13 protein-coding genes are annotated in these 17,120 nt (G+C 65.5%); 11 read left to right on the forward strand and 2 right to left on the reverse strand.

Features of this window, described 5'->3' with window-relative positions; all coding sequences use genetic code 11:
* From GXY33_00915 to GXY33_00960, 10 genes are all read left to right on the forward strand, one after another.
* Entirely contained in the window at window positions 1–957 is a 957-nt protein-coding gene (locus GXY33_00915) for a ParB/RepB/Spo0J family partition protein (protein NLX03681.1), read from the forward strand.
* A 94-nt stretch (window positions 958–1,051) separates the two neighbouring features.
* Entirely contained in the window at window positions 1,052–3,301 is a 2,250-nt protein-coding gene (locus tag GXY33_00920; protein ID NLX03682.1) for a hypothetical protein, read from the forward strand.
* Between the two features lie 122 nt (window positions 3,302–3,423).
* Window positions 3,424–4,527, forward strand: a complete 1,104-nt coding sequence (locus GXY33_00925; GenBank protein ID NLX03683.1) for a LacI family transcriptional regulator — start codon at window positions 3,424–3,426, stop codon at window positions 4,525–4,527.
* Window positions 4,524–5,252 carry a prepilin-type N-terminal cleavage/methylation domain-containing protein gene (locus GXY33_00930; GenBank protein ID NLX03684.1) on the forward strand — a complete coding sequence of 243 codons (729 nt, stop codon included), beginning with the start codon at window positions 4,524–4,526 and terminating at the stop codon, window positions 5,250–5,252. Before GXY33_00925 ends, GXY33_00930 begins: the two co-directional genes overlap by 4 nt.
* 35 nt (window positions 5,253–5,287) lie before the next feature.
* Window positions 5,288–7,711 carry a hypothetical protein gene (locus tag GXY33_00935; protein NLX03685.1) on the forward strand — a complete coding sequence of 808 codons (2,424 nt, stop codon included), beginning with the start codon at window positions 5,288–5,290 and terminating at the stop codon, window positions 7,709–7,711.
* A 66-nt stretch (window positions 7,712–7,777) separates the two neighbouring features.
* Window positions 7,778–8,803 (forward strand): LacI family transcriptional regulator, encoded by a 1,026-nt coding sequence (locus GXY33_00940; GenBank protein NLX03686.1) that lies wholly within the window; start codon window positions 7,778–7,780, stop codon window positions 8,801–8,803.
* Window positions 8,804–8,807: 4 nt separating this feature from the next.
* Window positions 8,808–9,584, forward strand: coding sequence for a DUF1559 domain-containing protein (locus GXY33_00945; GenBank protein NLX03687.1), 777 nt, complete (start codon window positions 8,808–8,810; stop codon window positions 9,582–9,584).
* Between the two features lie 108 nt (window positions 9,585–9,692).
* A complete protein-coding gene (locus GXY33_00950; protein NLX03688.1) occupies window positions 9,693–11,414 on the forward strand; it encodes a hypothetical protein in 1,722 nt (573 codons plus the stop codon).
* A gap of 9 nt (window positions 11,415–11,423) precedes the next feature.
* Entirely contained in the window at window positions 11,424–12,170 is a 747-nt protein-coding gene (locus tag GXY33_00955; GenBank protein ID NLX03689.1) for a DUF1559 domain-containing protein, read from the forward strand.
* A gap of 69 nt (window positions 12,171–12,239) precedes the next feature.
* Entirely contained in the window at window positions 12,240–14,546 is a 2,307-nt protein-coding gene (locus tag GXY33_00960; GenBank protein ID NLX03690.1) for a hypothetical protein, read from the forward strand.
* 161 nt (window positions 14,547–14,707) lie between these two features.
* Here GXY33_00960 and GXY33_00965 read toward each other — a convergent pair whose 3' ends face one another.
* Window positions 14,708–15,415, reverse strand: coding sequence for a DUF1559 domain-containing protein (locus GXY33_00965; GenBank protein ID NLX03691.1), 708 nt, complete (start codon window positions 15,413–15,415; stop codon window positions 14,708–14,710).
* Window positions 15,416–15,503: 88 nt separating this feature from the next.
* On the opposite strand from GXY33_00965, the gene GXY33_00970 reads away from it, so the two are divergent.
* Window positions 15,504–16,274 carry a hypothetical protein gene (locus GXY33_00970; protein NLX03692.1) on the forward strand — a complete coding sequence of 257 codons (771 nt, stop codon included), beginning with the start codon at window positions 15,504–15,506 and terminating at the stop codon, window positions 16,272–16,274.
* A 12-nt stretch (window positions 16,275–16,286) separates the two neighbouring features.
* Here the strand turns inward: GXY33_00970 and GXY33_00975 are convergent.
* The coding region (locus GXY33_00975) for a hypothetical protein (protein ID NLX03693.1) at window positions 16,287–17,120 on the reverse strand (834 nt) is incomplete at its 5' end.

Raw genomic sequence — 17,120 nt, forward strand, 5'->3', positions numbered from 1 at the left:
ATGGGTAAGGATAAACCACGTCTGGGACGGGGACTGGCGTCCCTCGTCAGCCAACTCGCCGAACCAATGCCAGCCGCGGCCGTGTCCGATCCGGAAGTCCACGCCGCCGACCACACCGGCGGCGACGGCCCCGCCTTCGCGCCGCCCGCCGACGCCGTCCCGGCCCGGCTGCTCGCCCTCGACCTGGTCGATCCCAACCCCTATCAGCCGCGGAGCGACTTCAGCGACGACGGCCTCGAACAACTCGTCGCCTCCATCCGCGAGCAGGGCGTCGTTCAGCCAATCGTCGTCCGACCGCACGGCCAGCGATTCCAACTCATCGCCGGCCAACGCCGACTCGAAGCCTCGCGCCGCGCCGAGATGCGCACCATTCCCGCCGTCATCCGGCAGGCCGATGACCGGCAGATGCTCGAAATCGCCCTCGTCGAAAACATCCATCGCGAAGACCTCAACTGCGTCGACCGGGCTCAGGCCTACCGCCGATACGAGCAGACCTTCGGCTTCGGCGCCGAGCAGATCGCCGAACGACTCGGCCAGGACCGCACCACCGTCACCAACTACCTGCGACTGCTCGCCTTGCCCGACGAAGTCCTCCAGCTCCTCCGTCACGACCGCCTCAGCATGGGCCACGCCCGCGCCCTGGCCGGACTCGACAACCCCTCGCTCCAGATCAAGCTGGCCGTCAAGATCGTCCAGCAGGGCCTCTCCGTCCGCCAGGCCGAAGCCCTCGTCGCCGAAAGCAAGCAGGAGCATCCGCCGACCGCCAAAAAACCGCCGGCCAAGCATCCCAACATCCTCGACCTCGAACAGCAGATGACCCGCGCCTTAAGCACCCGCGTCCAGATCAACCCCGCCCGCAAAAAAGGCCAGGGAAAAATCATGATCGAGTTCTACAGCTTCGACGACTTTGAAAGGATCATGGACCGGATCTGCGGCGAGCAGCGAGAAGAACTCTAGCGCCGCACGCCGCGCGTCGCCGGCGCCCTTCACTTCCACCCGTCAACCCCTTTTCGGAACCGTCATTCTCCGCAATTCACAGGCAGGGCAAATCATGACCAAACGACTGGCCGGTCCGCGTGCAAACCATGATCTGGTGCTTCAGGCCCCGATCAATCGCTGGGACGAAGCCGTCCCGCTGGGCAACGGCCTGACCGGCGCGCTGCTCTGGGGCGCCGGCCGCCAACTCCGGCTCTCCCTCGACCGCGGCGACCTCTGGGACCTGCGGCCCGCGCCCGGCGCCCAGGACCCGCAGGCCAACTGGGCCACCATGAAACTCCTTGTCGCCGAAAAAGACCTGCCGCGCCTGCACCAGCTCTTCGACGCCATCTACAGCGAATCATCCCATCCGACCAAGATTCCCGGCGGCCGCCTGGAACTCGACCTCGGCGCCGGCGGCGACGCCCAAGAGTTCCGGCTTGACCTGCGCCGCGCCCTGGGCCGCGTGCGACTCCGCCGCGGAACCGTCGAAGCCTTCTGTCACGCCGACCAGCCCGTCGGGCTGATCCGCGTCGACGGCGTCAAAGCCTCACTCCGGATCGTCCCGCCCGCCTACGGCCAGACCGTCGCCGACGACGCTGATCTCGTCGTCGGACGCGACCTGCGCACCCTCGGCTATCCCGCCCCGCGGCTTGGCCGCAGCGGAGAGGTCTCCTGGGCCCTCCAACGCGGAGCCGAAGGCTTCGAATACGCCATCGTCGTCGAACGCCGACGCATCGGTGACCAGACCCTCTTCGCCTTCACCATCACCACCAACGCCGACGCCGACGACCCGGTCGCCCTGGGCCGACAGCGCGTTCGCGACGCCCTCGAAGCCGGCTACGACAACGCGCTCAAGCAACACACCCGCTGGTGGAAGCGCTTCTGGTCCCGCTCCGCCGTCGCTCTGCCCGACCCGCGGATCGAACAGCACTACTACCTGGTCCAATACTTCTACGGCGCCGCCTCGCGCCGCGGCGCGCCGCCCATTCCCCTCCAGGGCGTCTGGACCGCCGATGAAGGAACCATCCCGCCGTGGAAGGGCGACTACCACAACGACCTGAACACCCAGCTGACCTACTGGTCCTATCTGGCCGCCGACCACCTCGATGAAGGGGCCTGCTTCCTCGATTTCCTCTGGAACCTGATGCCCGCCGCCCGCCGCTTCGCCCGTGACTTCTACGACACCCGCGGCGCGTGCTTTCCCGGCGTGATGGGGCTCGACGGCCAGAAACTCGGCGGCTGGCACCAGTACAGCTACTCGCCCACCAACAGCGCCTGGCTCGCCCACGCCTTCCACCGCCACTGGCGATACACGATGGACCGCGACTTCCTTCGCGACCGGGCCTACCCGTTCTGCGCCGAGATCGGACAGTGCCTCGCCGACCTCCTCGAACAGGGACCGGATGGCCTGCTCCGACTGCCGCTCTCCAGCTCGCCCGAGATGCACGACAACCGCCTCGAAGCCTGGCTCACGCCCAACACCAACTTCGACCTGAGCCTGCTCCGCTGGCTCTTCGCCGCCCTGATCGAAATGAGCGACGCCCTCGCCCAGGACTCCTCAACGTGGCGCAGCCTCCTCGACCGCCTGCCGCAGCTCGCCGTCGAAAAGACCGGCGGCGGCGAACCCAACGGCCCGCTGATGATCTGCCCGGACGAATCTCTGCGCGAATCCCACCGCCACCACTCGCACCTGATGGGCATCCACCCGCTGGGCATTCTCGACCGCGAATCTGGCCAACGCCAAGCCGACATCATCCGCAACTCGCTCCATCAGATCGACTGGCACGGCATGAACAACTGGACCGGCTACAGCTTCTCCTGGATGGCCTGCATCGCCGCCCGCGCCGCCCAACCCGAACGCGCCGCCGCCATGCTCGATCTCTTCGTCAAGGGATTCATCGCCCGCAACGGCTTCCATCTCAACGGCGACTTCAAGGAACTCGGCCTCAGCGGCTACCACTACCGGCCCTTCACCCTCGAAGGCAACTTCGCCGCCGCCGAAGCCGTCCACGAAATGCTCCTCCAGGGCTGGGGCGGCATCCTGCGCATCTTCCCCGCCGTGCCCGACGACTGGGCCGACGTCGCCTTCGACGACCTCCGCGCCGAAGGCGCCTTCCGCGTCTCCGCCCGCCGCGCCAACCGCCGAACCACCTGGCTGCGCATCACAGCCGAAACCGGAGGCCGCCTGACCCTCCGTGACCCCTTCGCCGGCGCCAGACCCCGGTGGAACAAAAAAAACATCCGCCGCCAGGGCGACCTCTGGATCGCCACCCTCAAACCCAACGAAACCCTCGAAGCCGAACTACCCGCCGTCGGTAAGTAGTGTTCAGGCCGTTCATCGATGTAAGATACTGGTGCACCTGTGTTTACACTGGCTGGTGGTGAGTGCGCCATTCGCCCGACAAAGGGCTTGACGCAAAGGCCGCATTTGCTACAATCAATTCCATGAAACGATTACACGGCCAGCCCGACACCTCCACCGCCGCCCCGGCCACCGTCACCTCCGTGGCCCGTCATGCCGGCGTTTCGGTAGGCACCGTCTCCCGGGTGCTCAATAACCACCCGCGCGTTTCCGCCGCCGCCCGCCAAGCCGTCGAACGCGCGATCCGCGAACTCGACTACCGGCCCGACCCCGTCGCCCGGTCGCTGCGACGCCGCGGAGCCAACGGCCGCGTCTGGACGGGCAACATCGGCGTCTTCTTTCCCAACACCACCCACGCCATGCTCCAGGTACCGTTCATGTCGCGCATGGTCCAGGGCGTCCAGTCCGAACTGGCTGACAACGGCTATCATCTGATCATCTCCAACACCACTGACTCCTCAGCCCTGCCCGACGTCGTCCGCGACCGCAAGGTCGAAGGCCTCCTCGTCCACGGCGACTTGGGCCTCGACCTCTGCTCGCGGCTCACCGCCGCTCTCCCAGCCGTCAGTATGGGCCAGCACGCGACGGGCCTGCCCATCGCCATGGTCAACGTCGACAACCGCGCCGCCGTCGTCACCGCCGCCACCCGACTCTTCGCCCTCGGCCATCGCCGCATCGGATTCGTCGCCCGCGACCCCGAGCATCGCGACTTCGCCGAACGCCGCGACGGCTACCGCCAAGCCGTCCAACTCCTGGACCTCCGTTACGATCCAGCCCTCGAAGCGGTAGGGGGGGCGTCCGACCTTTCCGGCCCGCGAACTCCGCAGACCGAACCGCCGGACATGAGCGAACCGCTCGCGCGGCTGCTCGATCTGCCCGATCCGCCCACCGCCCTGATCGTGCCCAGCGACTGGCAGGCCATCGGCGTCTACCGCGCCCTGGCCGCCCGCCGCCGCCGCATTCCCGACGACCTCTGCGTCATCGGCTTCGACAACGACCCAGGCGTCTGCCATTCGCTCACGCCCGCCCTCTCCAGCATTAACTACCCCTCCGAACAGATCGGCCGCCAAGCCGTCCGCCTCCTCCTGAACCAGATTCGCGAAGGATCCGCCATGCACCGCCAGACAATCCTCATCAAATCCGAACTGATCGAACGCGCCTCCATCGCCCCGGTGAAACGATCATGACGCCCAACCAACCCACATCGCAGCCCGCCTCCCGATCCGACCGCCAGGCTCGATCGTTCACCCTCATAGAACTCCTGGTCGTCGTCGCGATCATCGCCGTCCTTGTCTCCATCCTGCTGCCCGCCCTCCAGAACGCTCGCCAGCAGGGCCTCATGGCCTCCTGCGCCGGCGGCCGACTCAAGCAACTGGGCGTCGGCTTCCTGATGTACGCCGATGACAACCACGGCTGGTTCCCGATCCAATATCCCGAATACTACAGCTCCTGGCTCTGGCTCGTCGATCCGCCCAACACCGTTACCTCCAGGTACATGACCGATGCCCTCACCAACGCCGACGAACGCTTCGGCCAAGCTAAGTACGTCCCGCAGGAATGCTTCTACTGCCCAGCCAACCGCGACGTCACCGTCGAAAATAACTGGTGGGGCTGGTGGAGCGGATACGAATTCGGCAAGATCAGCTACCTCAACTTCTACTACTTCGGCCACATCGCCTACGACACCTACTTCGTCAGCGACGGCTTCAGCCCGAAAAACACCAACCACCATCGCCTCGCCGAAGGCGTCCTCTTCGCCGACCGCGTCCGATCCGCCTCCGGAACCGCCGCGATCTCCTGGAATCACCCAGCCGCGGCCAACGTCCTCTTCGCCGACGGCCACGTCCAAGTCAAACCAACCGGCACGTGCCAACTCAAATACCAGATGGCCTCGAACGGATACCTGTGGTGACAGCTTTTCACCGTCACGTTCCGCGGGAGCTCTCCATGAATCCGACCCGCCTCCTCATCCTCGCCTCCATCCTGACGGCCGCCTCTTCAACCTGTCTCGCCCAGACCAGCCGTCCCGTCAGACCCCAACCCAACAGCGTCTTTGGCCTCTGCGACCGCTACGTCAAACCCGCATGGCAAATCGGCGTCTTCAAGTGGCGGCGGATGGACATCGACTTCCATCCCGAAAACTGGAACGCCGAGACGACCTTCGAAGACACCGTCGCCTATTTCGATCAGGTCCTGGCCTTCTCCGAACAGCACGGCGTCTGCGTCATGCCGATCCTCAACCTCCGCCACTTCGGCCATCGCTGGCAGCCCGGCGGCCAAACCGCTGAGCATCCCGACGCCTTCACCCTCCACCGCTGGACCAACTGGGTCCATCGCGTGGTCGAACGCTACAAGGGCCGCGTGACTTACTGGGAAATCTCCAACGAGCCAGACCTCTCGACCACGCCGCAGCAGTACGCCGCTCTGGCCAAAGCCGCCTACCTCTCCGCCAAAGCCGCCGATCCGCAATGCCGCCTCGGCGCCTTCGCCACCGCCGGCGTCAACCTGCCCTTCATCGAACAATGCCTCCAACTCGGCATGGCCGACTACTTCGACTTCGTCACCGTCCATCCCTATCAGTGGTCGCATTCGTTCGACGCCGACCTGCTGACCGGTTCGCTCGCCGCCCTCGAGCAGCTTCTCGACCGCTACGGTTGCCCTCGGCCGATCTGGATCTCCGAACTCGGCTGGCCCACGCATCCGCAAGGCGGCTGCTCGCCGCAGGTCCAGGCCCGGATCGTCGCCCAGGCCTATCTGACCCTCGCCGCCCTCGGCCGCTACAAGACCTTCTGGTACACCCTCGGCGACTGGCCGGCCGAACCGACCGACGCGGAAGGCTACTTCGGCCTGCTCGACGCCGCCGGCCGCCCCAAACCCTCTTTCCACGCCTACCGCCTCGCCTCCGAAACCCTCTCCGACGCCATCGGCCTCGGACAAGCCGACCTGCCCAAAGGCCTGACCGGCTGGCTCTATCGCACCTCCGATGGGCGGCTGGCCATTGGCCTCTGGCGCAACACGGGTGATCCCTCCACCGCAACGATCGAGTTGCCCGACCTGCGCGATCCAGAGGTCGAGAAACGCGCCATCGATCTTTCCCGCGACATCCTCACCGCCCGCGACGACGCCGTCGCGCTGGAAATCGGCCCCGATCCGCTGATCCTCCTGTTTCACAGTGACCGCAAGTACAACCTTCCCGCCCCATCCGCGCTGGCCGCGCCGCCCGCTAAGAGTCTTCCAATGTACCTGGCCGTTCCGCCCATGCCGTCCGCCTTCACCGGCGGTGCGCTCGAAATCCCCTTCAGCCTCGTCAATCTCTCCGAAACCGCGTGGACGGGCAGGGTAACCATCGCATCCCATCCGTCCGCCACGACCGAACTGACCGCCCAACCGGGTCAGGAAACCATCGGCCGCCTCTCCTTCCAGGTGCCCGAAGACGCTTCCAATGGATTGCTTCGCCTGATCCTGCGGGCGCCGGGCCTGGCCGATCTTCCCGTCGAACTCCAGGTCACCAGCCCTCTCGCCGTCGAGCTCGATCCGGTGGCCGAGCCGCTTGACTGTCCAAGCATCCCGGTCAACTTCACGCTGACCAACGTCACCGACCATCACTTGACCGGACAACTGAACCTCGACGCCGCCGACGATCCTGCGATCGCGATCGACCTGCCGCCCGCCGCCTCCACCCGAATCGAACGAACCATCAGCCAAACCGAGTTCCGCCTCACCGGCAACCTGGCCGGCCGTCCCTTTGCCTTCACCCAGCCGCTCGACAGCATCCGCATCCCTCACGCCGCCAAAATCACCATCGACGCCGACCTCACCGATTGGCAAACCGTCGCCCCATTCCACCTCGGCCGCCGCCAGCAGGCTCAGCCGCTTCCCAACTGGTGGACCGGCCCAAACGACCTCTCCGCCAACGTCAAATTCCAGTGGGACCAGACCTGCCTCTACTTCGCCGCCGACGTCACCGACGACGTCCACTGCCAGCGGTCCACCGGCGGCGGCACGTGGCTCGGCGACGGCTTCCAGATCGCCCTCGAAGCCGACGGCGCCTACGGCTACGAACTGTGCCTCGCCCGCACCATGAGTGGCAGCGAACTCTACCTGCTTCGGGCCGTCCAAGGCCCGACCGGCCCGGTCCCGGGGGCACTGGTAGCCACCCGCCGCCGCAACGACCACACCCTCTACGAAGCCGCCATCCCCTGGTCGGCCCTGCCATCGCTGCAACCCCAGTCCGGCCAAACCCTTAAGCTCAACTTCATCCTCAACGAGAGCGACGCCCTCACCCGCGTCGGCTGGCTCGAATGCCGCCCCGGCATCGGCAGCGGCAAGTCCACCACCACCTGGTACCCCTGGCGATTGGCCGCCCCCTGAAAATGCCCCTTGACACCACAACCGGTTTAGATTACAATCAAAACCGGTTGTGGAGGTTAACGTGCAATGGCCGGACCCAGCATCGCCGAAATCGCCCGACGACTGAAGCTCTCCAAGACCACGGTCTCCCGGGTCTTTAACGACGTGCCCAACTCCGGAATTGCCCCAGCCACCCGGCGGCGGGTGCTCGCCGCGATCCGCGAAATGGGCTACGAACCTAACCTCTCCGCCCGAGCCCTCGCCCGCGGACGGACCCACGTCATCGGTGCGATGATGATCGACGTGAACAACCCCTTCGCCAGCGGCTACGTCTCAGCCGTCGAGGAACTCGCCGGCGGCAAGGGCTACGGCGTCCTCCTGTGCAACACCCGCGGCAGCGGCGAAAAGGAACGCGAACAGTGCCGCATGCTCCGCCAGCGAGGCGTCGAAGGCCTCCTGATCGAACACGTCGGACCGGCCGAAACCCTCCGCGAACTGGTCGACGAGGGCTTCCCCTTCGTCCTCCTGGATCGCTGCCCTCAGTCGCCGCAGTTCGACTACGTCACTTTCGACGACGTCGAGGGCGGACGCCTCGCCACCATGGCCCTGATCGACGCCGGCCGGACCAAAGTGGCCCATATCGCCGGGCCGCAAGCCGTCCTCCCCGCTGAGGACCGGCTCATCGGCTACCGCGAAGCCCTGGACGAAGCCGAACTGCCGTGGCGCGACGACTACGTGGTGTGGGTCGACCGGCATGAGAATCCGGACGACGGCGAGCACGCGGCCGACCGCCTGCTCGATCTGCCCAGCCCGCCGGACGCGGTCTTCTGTTACAGCGACCACCTGGCCCTGGGCGTTTTTCGCGCCGCCGCCCGGCGCGGCGTCCGCGTCCCGCACGACCTGGCGGTGATCGGCTGCGACGACCTGCCGTTCTGCCCGTGGACCGCCGTGTCGCTGGCCTCTGTCCGCCTGAACACCCGGCAACTCGGCCACGAGTCCGCCGGACTGCTCCTCGAAAAAATCGAGCGAGACGACGCCCGCGGGCCCGGCTCGCGCCGAATCCTCATCAAGCCCGAAGTGGTTCATCGGGAGTCGCTGGGACAGCGGAGGTAACGCCATGAACAACATGCGCCGATGCCGGTTCAGACTCTCTGATGCCTTTACCCTCATCGAACTGCTGGTCGTGGTGGCCATCATCGCCGTACTGGTGGCGATCCTGCTGCCGGCGATGACCGCCGCCCGCGAAGCGGCGCGAAAAGCCGCCTGCGGTGCCAACCTGCACCAGATGGGAATCGGAGCGGCCCTCTACGCCGCCGACAACGGCGGTTGGGTGCCCAGCGGCTTCGTGGGCTCGAGCATCGGATTCACCGTGATTCCCGAATACCCCTGGTTCGTCTCCGTTCCCAAGGGGCCGCCTGCCCCCCTGATCTACCGGCTCTGGAAGGACGGCAGGTTCCCGCCGCGAATCTTCTACTGCCCGACCGCCACGGCGGCCGGGGCGGTGACGACGTACACTCCCGAAAACTTCGAATGGCGGCTCAGCGGCCATCCCGACAGCCCCGGATGGACGCTCACCTCCTACGCCGAACGCGTGGAAACCTGCCTCGACGCCGCCGGCAACACCGTCTTCGATCCGGGTCGTGCTCGGGTCGACTTCTTCAAAGCCGAGTACCTGGCCGACAAGGCCATGATCGCGGATGTCTACTGCGACAACTACGCCTTCAGCGCCCACCCGCGGGCAAGAGAACTGGAGCGGACCGGCGGGTGGAACGTCTGCTTCGGCGACGGCAGCGTCAGGTTCAGGCAACTCGACGAGTACCTGTCCGACCCGAGCATCGGTGTCTGGTGGTCGCACTACACCTTCTGGCGCCACTGGGATGTGGTGGGAGAATAGAACAACGGTGGAAGGACTTGCATCTTGTTTTCACTCGAGTTGGGTTTGTGTTCTGAACAGGAAAAGACTCCGAGCCTGCACACGGTAGTATTGAAAGGACACTCATTGATGCGGTACTTGACCATTGCGACGGCTTTAATGATGCTGATGTCGGCTTCCTCGGCATGGGCCAAGACGATCTACCGGACCTCCTTCGAAAACGAAACCCTCGCCGGAAACGTCACCACCGAAGCCATGGCCGAAGACCCAGCCCTGCAAAAGGAAATGGCCGGCCGCTGGCGGGCCGTGGCCTGGGGCGTGCCCGAGGCCACCACCGACGCCTCCAGCATCGTCGCCGATCCCAGCGCTCCGGACGGCAAGCAGGTCGTCGAGGTCCACCACCAAATCAACCAGATCAGCGCGGTGGTCATGCAGTTGGACACCAAACAGCTCGTGCCCGGCCGATGGTACCGGGCCGACGGCAAGATCCGCACCGAAGGCCTTCGGGGCCAGGGCTGCCACCTGAACCTCGAGTACTGGATCGGCGGCAACGGCAGCGGGTCGGTCGACTCCGAACACCTCGTGGGCGACAACGGCTGGACCGACGCTTCGGCGGTCTTTCAGGCCCCCAACTCGCAGTACAACCTGAACCTGAGCTTCTTCGTCCTCGGCGGGCCGGGCAAAGCCTGGCTCGACGACGTGCGCGTCCGCCAGATCGAAAAACCCGCCTTCGACCAGTCCAAACGCCGTGTCCTCGACGGGTCGTTCTGGGGCATGTTCACCTGCTTCCCGATGTACCTCCACCAGTACGGCAAGGACATGAAGGAGGCCGGCGTCTACTGGCAGCGTCAGGGCTCAGCAGCCCTGAACGAGCACCAGCAGGGCTTGGCCCAGCAACTGGGCATGGCGTTCGAAATGTGCCTCGACGGCACGCCGCCGGCCAGCGACCGCGAAGGCGACGAGCAGAACCTCGAAGCCGGCTGGCCGGGCTACGAAAAATGGGTGGCCCAATGCCTCGAACAGGCCGGTCCGGCCATCCGGATCATCGAGGTGGCCAACGAGCCCAACACCCACGTTCAATGGACGCTGCCGGGCTACGCCGAACTGCTGTGCCGCGTCGGCAAAATGGTCAAGGAGCACAAGTCGCAGATCGCCTTCGCCACCGGCGGGTTCACCTCGCCCCAGATCGGCTATACCGAGGCCTGCCTGAAGCGCGGGGCCGACAAGGTGCTCGATATCGTCCTGATCCATCCCTACGCGGTCGATGAGGCCCTCGACAGCCAGCTCTTCGCCCTTGGCGACGCCTGTGCCCGGGCCGGCCGGCCCGACCTGGCCGTCGCCATCAACGAGACCGGCTTTCCCACCTGGGACCCCGCCACCGGCCATCCGGTCAACGCGTGGTTCGTCACCGAGAAGGACCAGGCCGCCAAGGTCGTCAAACTCCACGTCCAGGCCCTCGCTCACCAGTGCAGCTTCGTCACGTACCTGGGCTGGAACGACTTCGCCGAACCCAAGTCCGACCAGGCCATGAACATGGGCCTGGTGCGGGTCGACGGTTCGCCCAAGCCGTCATGGCACGCCTACCGCTTCATGACCGCGACCGTCGCCGACCGCCGCCAGGTCGATTGGTCCTACGCCGACAACGGCGCCCGCGTCTATCGCCTCGCCGGTGAAAAACCGCTCTGGATCTGCTGGAACGCCCTCCGCGAAAGCGACGTGACGATCGACACCGGCGACGTCCAGGTCTTCCCCTGCGACATCTACGGCGTCAAGCAGACCGTCGAGCCGGTCGCCGGCAAGGTCACCGTCAAAGCCGCTGACGAACCGATATACCTGGTTCCGGTTCCCTAGAGGTGCACGATGAAAATCGCAAAAACCAGATCGTTTACGCTCATTGAACTGCTCGTGGTGGTCGCGATCATCGCCGTGCTGGTCTCGCTGCTGCTGCCCGCGCTCTCCGAGGCCCGCGAAATGGCCCGCCGCACCGCCTGCGGGTCCAACCTTCACCAGATGGCCGTCGCAACGGTCATGTACGCCGGCGACAGCGACGACGTCATCCCAAGCGGCTTTATCGGCCAGAACATCGGCCTGTGCGTCGGATCGACCTGGGGCGGCGACGGCATGTTGCCCTACCCGCGCGATTTCGGCTGCCTGATCTACGAGCTCTACACCCGCGAAAAACTCTCCGCCGCGACCCTCTTTTGCCCCAGCTACGACGGGGCCGACAGGTCGGCCAGCGGCATCGAACAGGGCTTCGCCACGCCCGGCGGTTTCGCCCAGTGCACCTATGAGGAACGCATCCCGTACCCGCCCGACGGATCGGGATGGAATATGGCCTCTCCGCCGCGGATTCACACCTTCCGCCTCAGCGACCTGGGCAGCGCCGCCATCCTCGCCGATGTCTTCTGCTACAGCTACTCGTGGAGCGCCCACCCCCGGACCTCCGCGTTTCCCGCCTTCGGCTACAATCCCGTCGGCGGATGGAACGTCGCCTACGCCGACGGCGGCGTGGCCTTCGTGCCCATGGGACCCGAGTGCTCAGCCGGGCCGTACTGGTGGCCGCAGTATTTCTGCTACTGGACCTACTTCGACGCAAATCGCCGCTGATTTCCCTTGCCGACCGCGATGGATGAGGGCACAATCCCCGAAAACTCTCCCTCTGGTTCGAGGTAGGCCATGACGGACTTTCACTGGATCGACGCAACGTCGGAGCTTGCGATCATCGACCCCAAGCACCCCACCTACCTGCCGCTCTGCGGCAACCGGTGTTGGGCACTCGTTCCCACGAGCCTCGATGGCTACGCCTACCTGGTGAACCTCCAGATCTGGATGCGGATCCTCAAGCGGTTCGGGCTCTACCTGGACGCGGGCGGCCGGCGCGGAAGTCTGCCGGAGGCGCTCGACGATCTGGAGACCTTCTACGGGGCCAACGTCCTTCGCCTGACCGGGCGAACCAATGGCCTGGCCGTCGAGATCAAGGTCTATCCCGACGCCGAGGCACCGCTACTCTACCTGACCCTTGAAGCGGCCAACCACACCGGTCAGGAGCGATCGCTGGCTGCGGTCCTGGCCGCGGATTTCGAGTTCCATCCCGCCCCGTGGGCGGCCAAGGGGTTCACCGAAGACGCCACCAACGACTATTCGGACGCCGGCCGTAAGCTCAATCCGCCGCACGACGACCGCCTCGACGTCTCGGATGACGGAGCCGTCGTCTGCGTCTCGGATTCGCGAAATCCCGGCCTTGGCTTTCTTGCCGGACCGACGCCCGCCGGTTGGACCCTGGACCGGACGAAGTTCAGCTTCGAAACCCCGATCGGCGGTCATCGGCCGCTCCGCGCAGCGGACATGGACAAGAGCTTCGAACTCACCGGCGAGACGCACAGCGACGACAGCTTCTGTGCCCTGCGCCATGAGCTGCGGATACCAGCCGGGAGCAAAGCGCGATTGACGTTCGCCTTCGGTCATCAGGAGCAGCGCGACCTCCCAGCGATCCGGCAAACCCTCGCCGACGCGGACGGAGCGCTCGAACGAACGTCGCGATTCTACGGCGAGTCGCTGGCCAACGGCGTCAAACTCACCACGCCCGACCCGGTGATCAACGCCCAGTTCAACCTCAACAACGTCTTCATCAAACTCAACGAACACCACTGCGGCGCCAAACGCAGCTTTGTGCCCGCTCCCCATTACCACAACTGGCTCTGCGGGGATATGTTCTTCACCGCCATGGGCTACGCCTACGCCAATGACATCGCCGCGTTCCGCGAGGGCATGGACATGTTCCGCCGATTCCAGCACGCCGACGGGTTCATCCCCGACCTGCCGCTCTGGACCGAGGGGCCGTCCTGGCGGGAACGACCGGGCCTGGCCATCGGCGGATGCTTCTGCTACATCACAGCCTACTGCCATCTGCTCAAGCTCACGCAGGACAAGAGCCTGGCCGCCGAGCTGTTCCCCTCGTTCCAGCAGGCACTGAGCGTCTACCGGGATCTCGTGCGAGAAGGGCTCGTGGTGCCCGACGGCGATTTCGTCTTCGACTCCCTCGACTGGCCGTGCGGCTTTGGCCACTGCCCGCAGACCTTCATGTCGCTTCTCGTCTACAAGGCGCTGCTCGACCTGGCCGAGTTGGCCGAATGGCTCGGAAAGGCCGACTGCGCAGCCGAACTGCGGGCCGAAGGCGAGCAGCTCAAACATGCGATCAACGAGAAGGCGTGGATCGAGGAGCAGGGCCACTATCGAATCGGCTTGGCCACCGAACCGGTCGGCAAGGGCGAGGACGACCGCCAGCGCTTCACGCAAAAGACGATCTCCTGGAGTACGCTCATGGCGGTGGTCTGGGGCGTGGCCGAGGGGGCGCGAGGCGAAACGGCGCTGAAGACCGTGCGCCAGCGGCTCCTGACCCCTTACGGCATGAAATTCGCCGATCCGCCGTGGGAACCGGTCTATACCGACGCCAAGGGCGCAGCTACCTACGAGGCCGGCCGGGTCCAGAACGGAGGATACTGGCAGGCGTGGTGGTCCATCCCCACCTTCGCGGGCGCCCAGATCCTGCTCGGGCAGACCGAGCAGGCCTTCGCCGACTTTCTCGAAGTCCGCCTCGATCGACTCTACGAACGCTTCACGCTGAGCGAGAAGGGACGCACCTGCCGCTTCCTGACGATCGGCGAGTGGATCGACACGGACCTGACCTTCCCGATCACCTCCGTGCCCTACGCGGTGACCTGCGGGCTGCACAACCAGACGCTGATCGAATCCTTCGTGGGCGTCCAGGTCGGCTACGACAGCCTCACCATCGACCCGCACCTGCCCGCGGCGTGGGACCGGGTCGACCTGAAGAACCTGCGGGTAGGCGACTCGACCTGGAACATCGAGATTCGCGGGCGCGGCCGCCTCGCCAGGGTCACCGTCGACGGATCGCAACGGCCGTCCAACCGCATCCCGATCACGCCCGGCGAACACGCGGTGCGGGTGGACCTGGAGCCGTGATCGGTCCGGGTCTGGTCGGTGTGGGCTATGCAGTTTTCAAACATCCGCAGCGGGAAAAGTCCCACTGCATGATAAAGATACCACAACAATTCGGGGGCGAAAAAACGGCCCTCCAAGACCGGCAATAGAAACGGCGCAGGAATCCCTGCAGAAATTGCAGGTCAATCCTCGGGGTTTCGCGTCATCTGTCCCGGCTGCCAGTCAACAAACCACCTGGCGTGGCCGTCGCCGAACAGGATATCGTGCCCGTCGCGGTGGGGGCCCTTGGCCGCTGCGTTCTGATAATACCACAGCGCGCCCCGGCCGTTGGGGTCCCAATCGGCTCCGCCCCATTCGTCCGATGGGTCGATGTCCCTGTACATGCCGTTGCCGGAGGTGGTCTTGATCGGCTGATCGTTGAGCAACACGAAACGGTCGGTGTAGAGCACCTGGTCCGGCCGCAACACGTTCCGCTCGCCGCCCATGTACGCCACCCCGTCGTTGCCCGCCAGCCAGTTATAGCAGTAGCTGATATCGCAGTCCAGCCGCACCAGCACCGGACAGTCGTAGACCTCCTTGATGTGGTGGTAGGGCAGCAGGGCGACCGCAAAGCCCAAATCGTCCCGCAGGGCCATGTTCGGATCGTGCAGGTACTCATCCCAACTCGTCTGCTTGCCCGTCACCGAGATCGGATAAACAACCCACTTCTCAGCGTACATGCCCAACGCCAGCCCGATCTGCCGCAGATTGCTCAGGCACGCCGATTGCCCCGCGCTCGCCCGGGCCTCGCTCAACGCCGGCAGCAGCAAGGCGGCCAGAATGGCGATGATCGCCACCACCACGAGAAGTTCAATCAGGGTGAAACCCATTTGCCGACTGATGGTCGTCACGTTCTTGCCTCCCGACGCATCCTTGGCTATCCTCTCTTACCATCGATACCGTAACGGATTTCGCGAATATTCGAACAGGATGGTCTCGATGCGGATCGAACGGATGACGCACGCCGGATTAGATGGCTTTCCGGAGGTCCTGCGGGTTGATTACCGCAGCCCGAAGGACGGGTACGCCGACTGGACCCTCGTCCGACCGTCCGAGCGGGCCGAGCTGTGGGTCGTCTGCCTCCACGGCCATGGGTCGCACGGCGATCAGCTCTACACCCGGCCCGACATCCGCGACTGGTGGCTAAGCCGGTTTCTCCAACACCGTGTCGGCATCCTCACCCCCAACCTCCGCGACAACGCCTGGATGGGCCCAGCCGCCGCTGCCGATCTGCACGAACTGCTGGCCTGGACCCGCAACCAGTATCGCGTCAAACGGTTCCTCTTCTTCAGCGGCTCGATGGGCGGAACCGGCAACCTGATCTACGCCGTCCTGCATCCCGACGACGTGGCCGCAGCGGTTGCATTGGGCGCAGCGTCCGACCCGGCTTCGTACCGCCGGTGGTGCCGAACCCAGCAGGGCGGCGTCGTTCACGAGATCGCCGACGCCATCGAAGAATCCTACGGCGACCACGCCGACCTCTACCACCGCCATTCGCCGCTCAAGCACGCCTCAAAACTGACCATGCCCGTCTACCTGGCCCACGGCGCCGATGACGCGATCATCCCCGTCGATCAGTCCCAGCGTCTGGCCAACGCGATGGCCGGACGCCCCAACTTCATCTACCGCGAAATCCCTAGCGGCGATCACGACTCGCCCCTGGCCGACGGCGATGCCTTCGACTGGGCGATAGCGCGGCTGGAGGCCTGAGCCGCTTCGCCGTCAGCGCCGATAAATCCGCCCGACAAACGTCTCCGCCCGCTCCATCGGAATCCGCACCCGGCCCTCTCGCGAACCGTACGTCTTGTCGCTGAAAAGGTCCGTGACCCGAAACTCAGCCGGAAGGCTGATCGTCTTCTCGCCGGTGGTCTTGGCGTGGATGCCCACAAAATCGCCGTTGGTGTACAGGCAATCGTCGGTATCGAGAACGGGCCTGATCCCCGCCCACCCGAGGATGCCGCGAAGAACCGGGTCGGGCAGCATCGGCCCGCACACCACCACGCTCTTCCAGTCGCCAAAGTCCCCCGCCGCCATCGCCGCTTGGCCGGTAGGGCGGTTGACCCCAAGAATCGTCGCCCGCGGATCGGTCATGCGAAACTGCGGACAAACCCGCGCCAGATCGCCCTGCGTTCCCGGATCGTCCTGAACCGTCGTCCCGAAATCGCCCAGATCCACGCCGCGCAGCCCAGCCGTGATCGGATGGTCGAAATGGCTCAACGCGATGTCGATCTCGTGCCACGCAAAGTCCCACGCCACCTCCAACCCGGTCAGCCGCCGGATGTGCTCCAGCGAGGGATGGTAATCCTCATACAGCCCCGCCCCGTACAGCCAGATCAGCACGTTGCCGTTGCGCTTGAGCTGCGTCTCGATGAACTCCCGCTGCTCGGCCTCCACGGCGAACGTGTTGAGAAACAGGTACGCCCGCCGTCTCGGCGCTCGCGCAATGTCTTCAAGAAAAAACACCTCCCACGGCGTCCCCGTCCGGTTGAAGTGTCGCTGCACGTTGGCCGCCGTATTGCACCGGGCGAACCGGCTGCACGGAGTGAACACGTCGTA

This window comes from Phycisphaerae bacterium (assembly GCA_012729815.1).
Taxonomy (GTDB): domain Bacteria; phylum Planctomycetota; class Phycisphaerae; order JAAYCJ01; family JAAYCJ01; genus JAAYCJ01.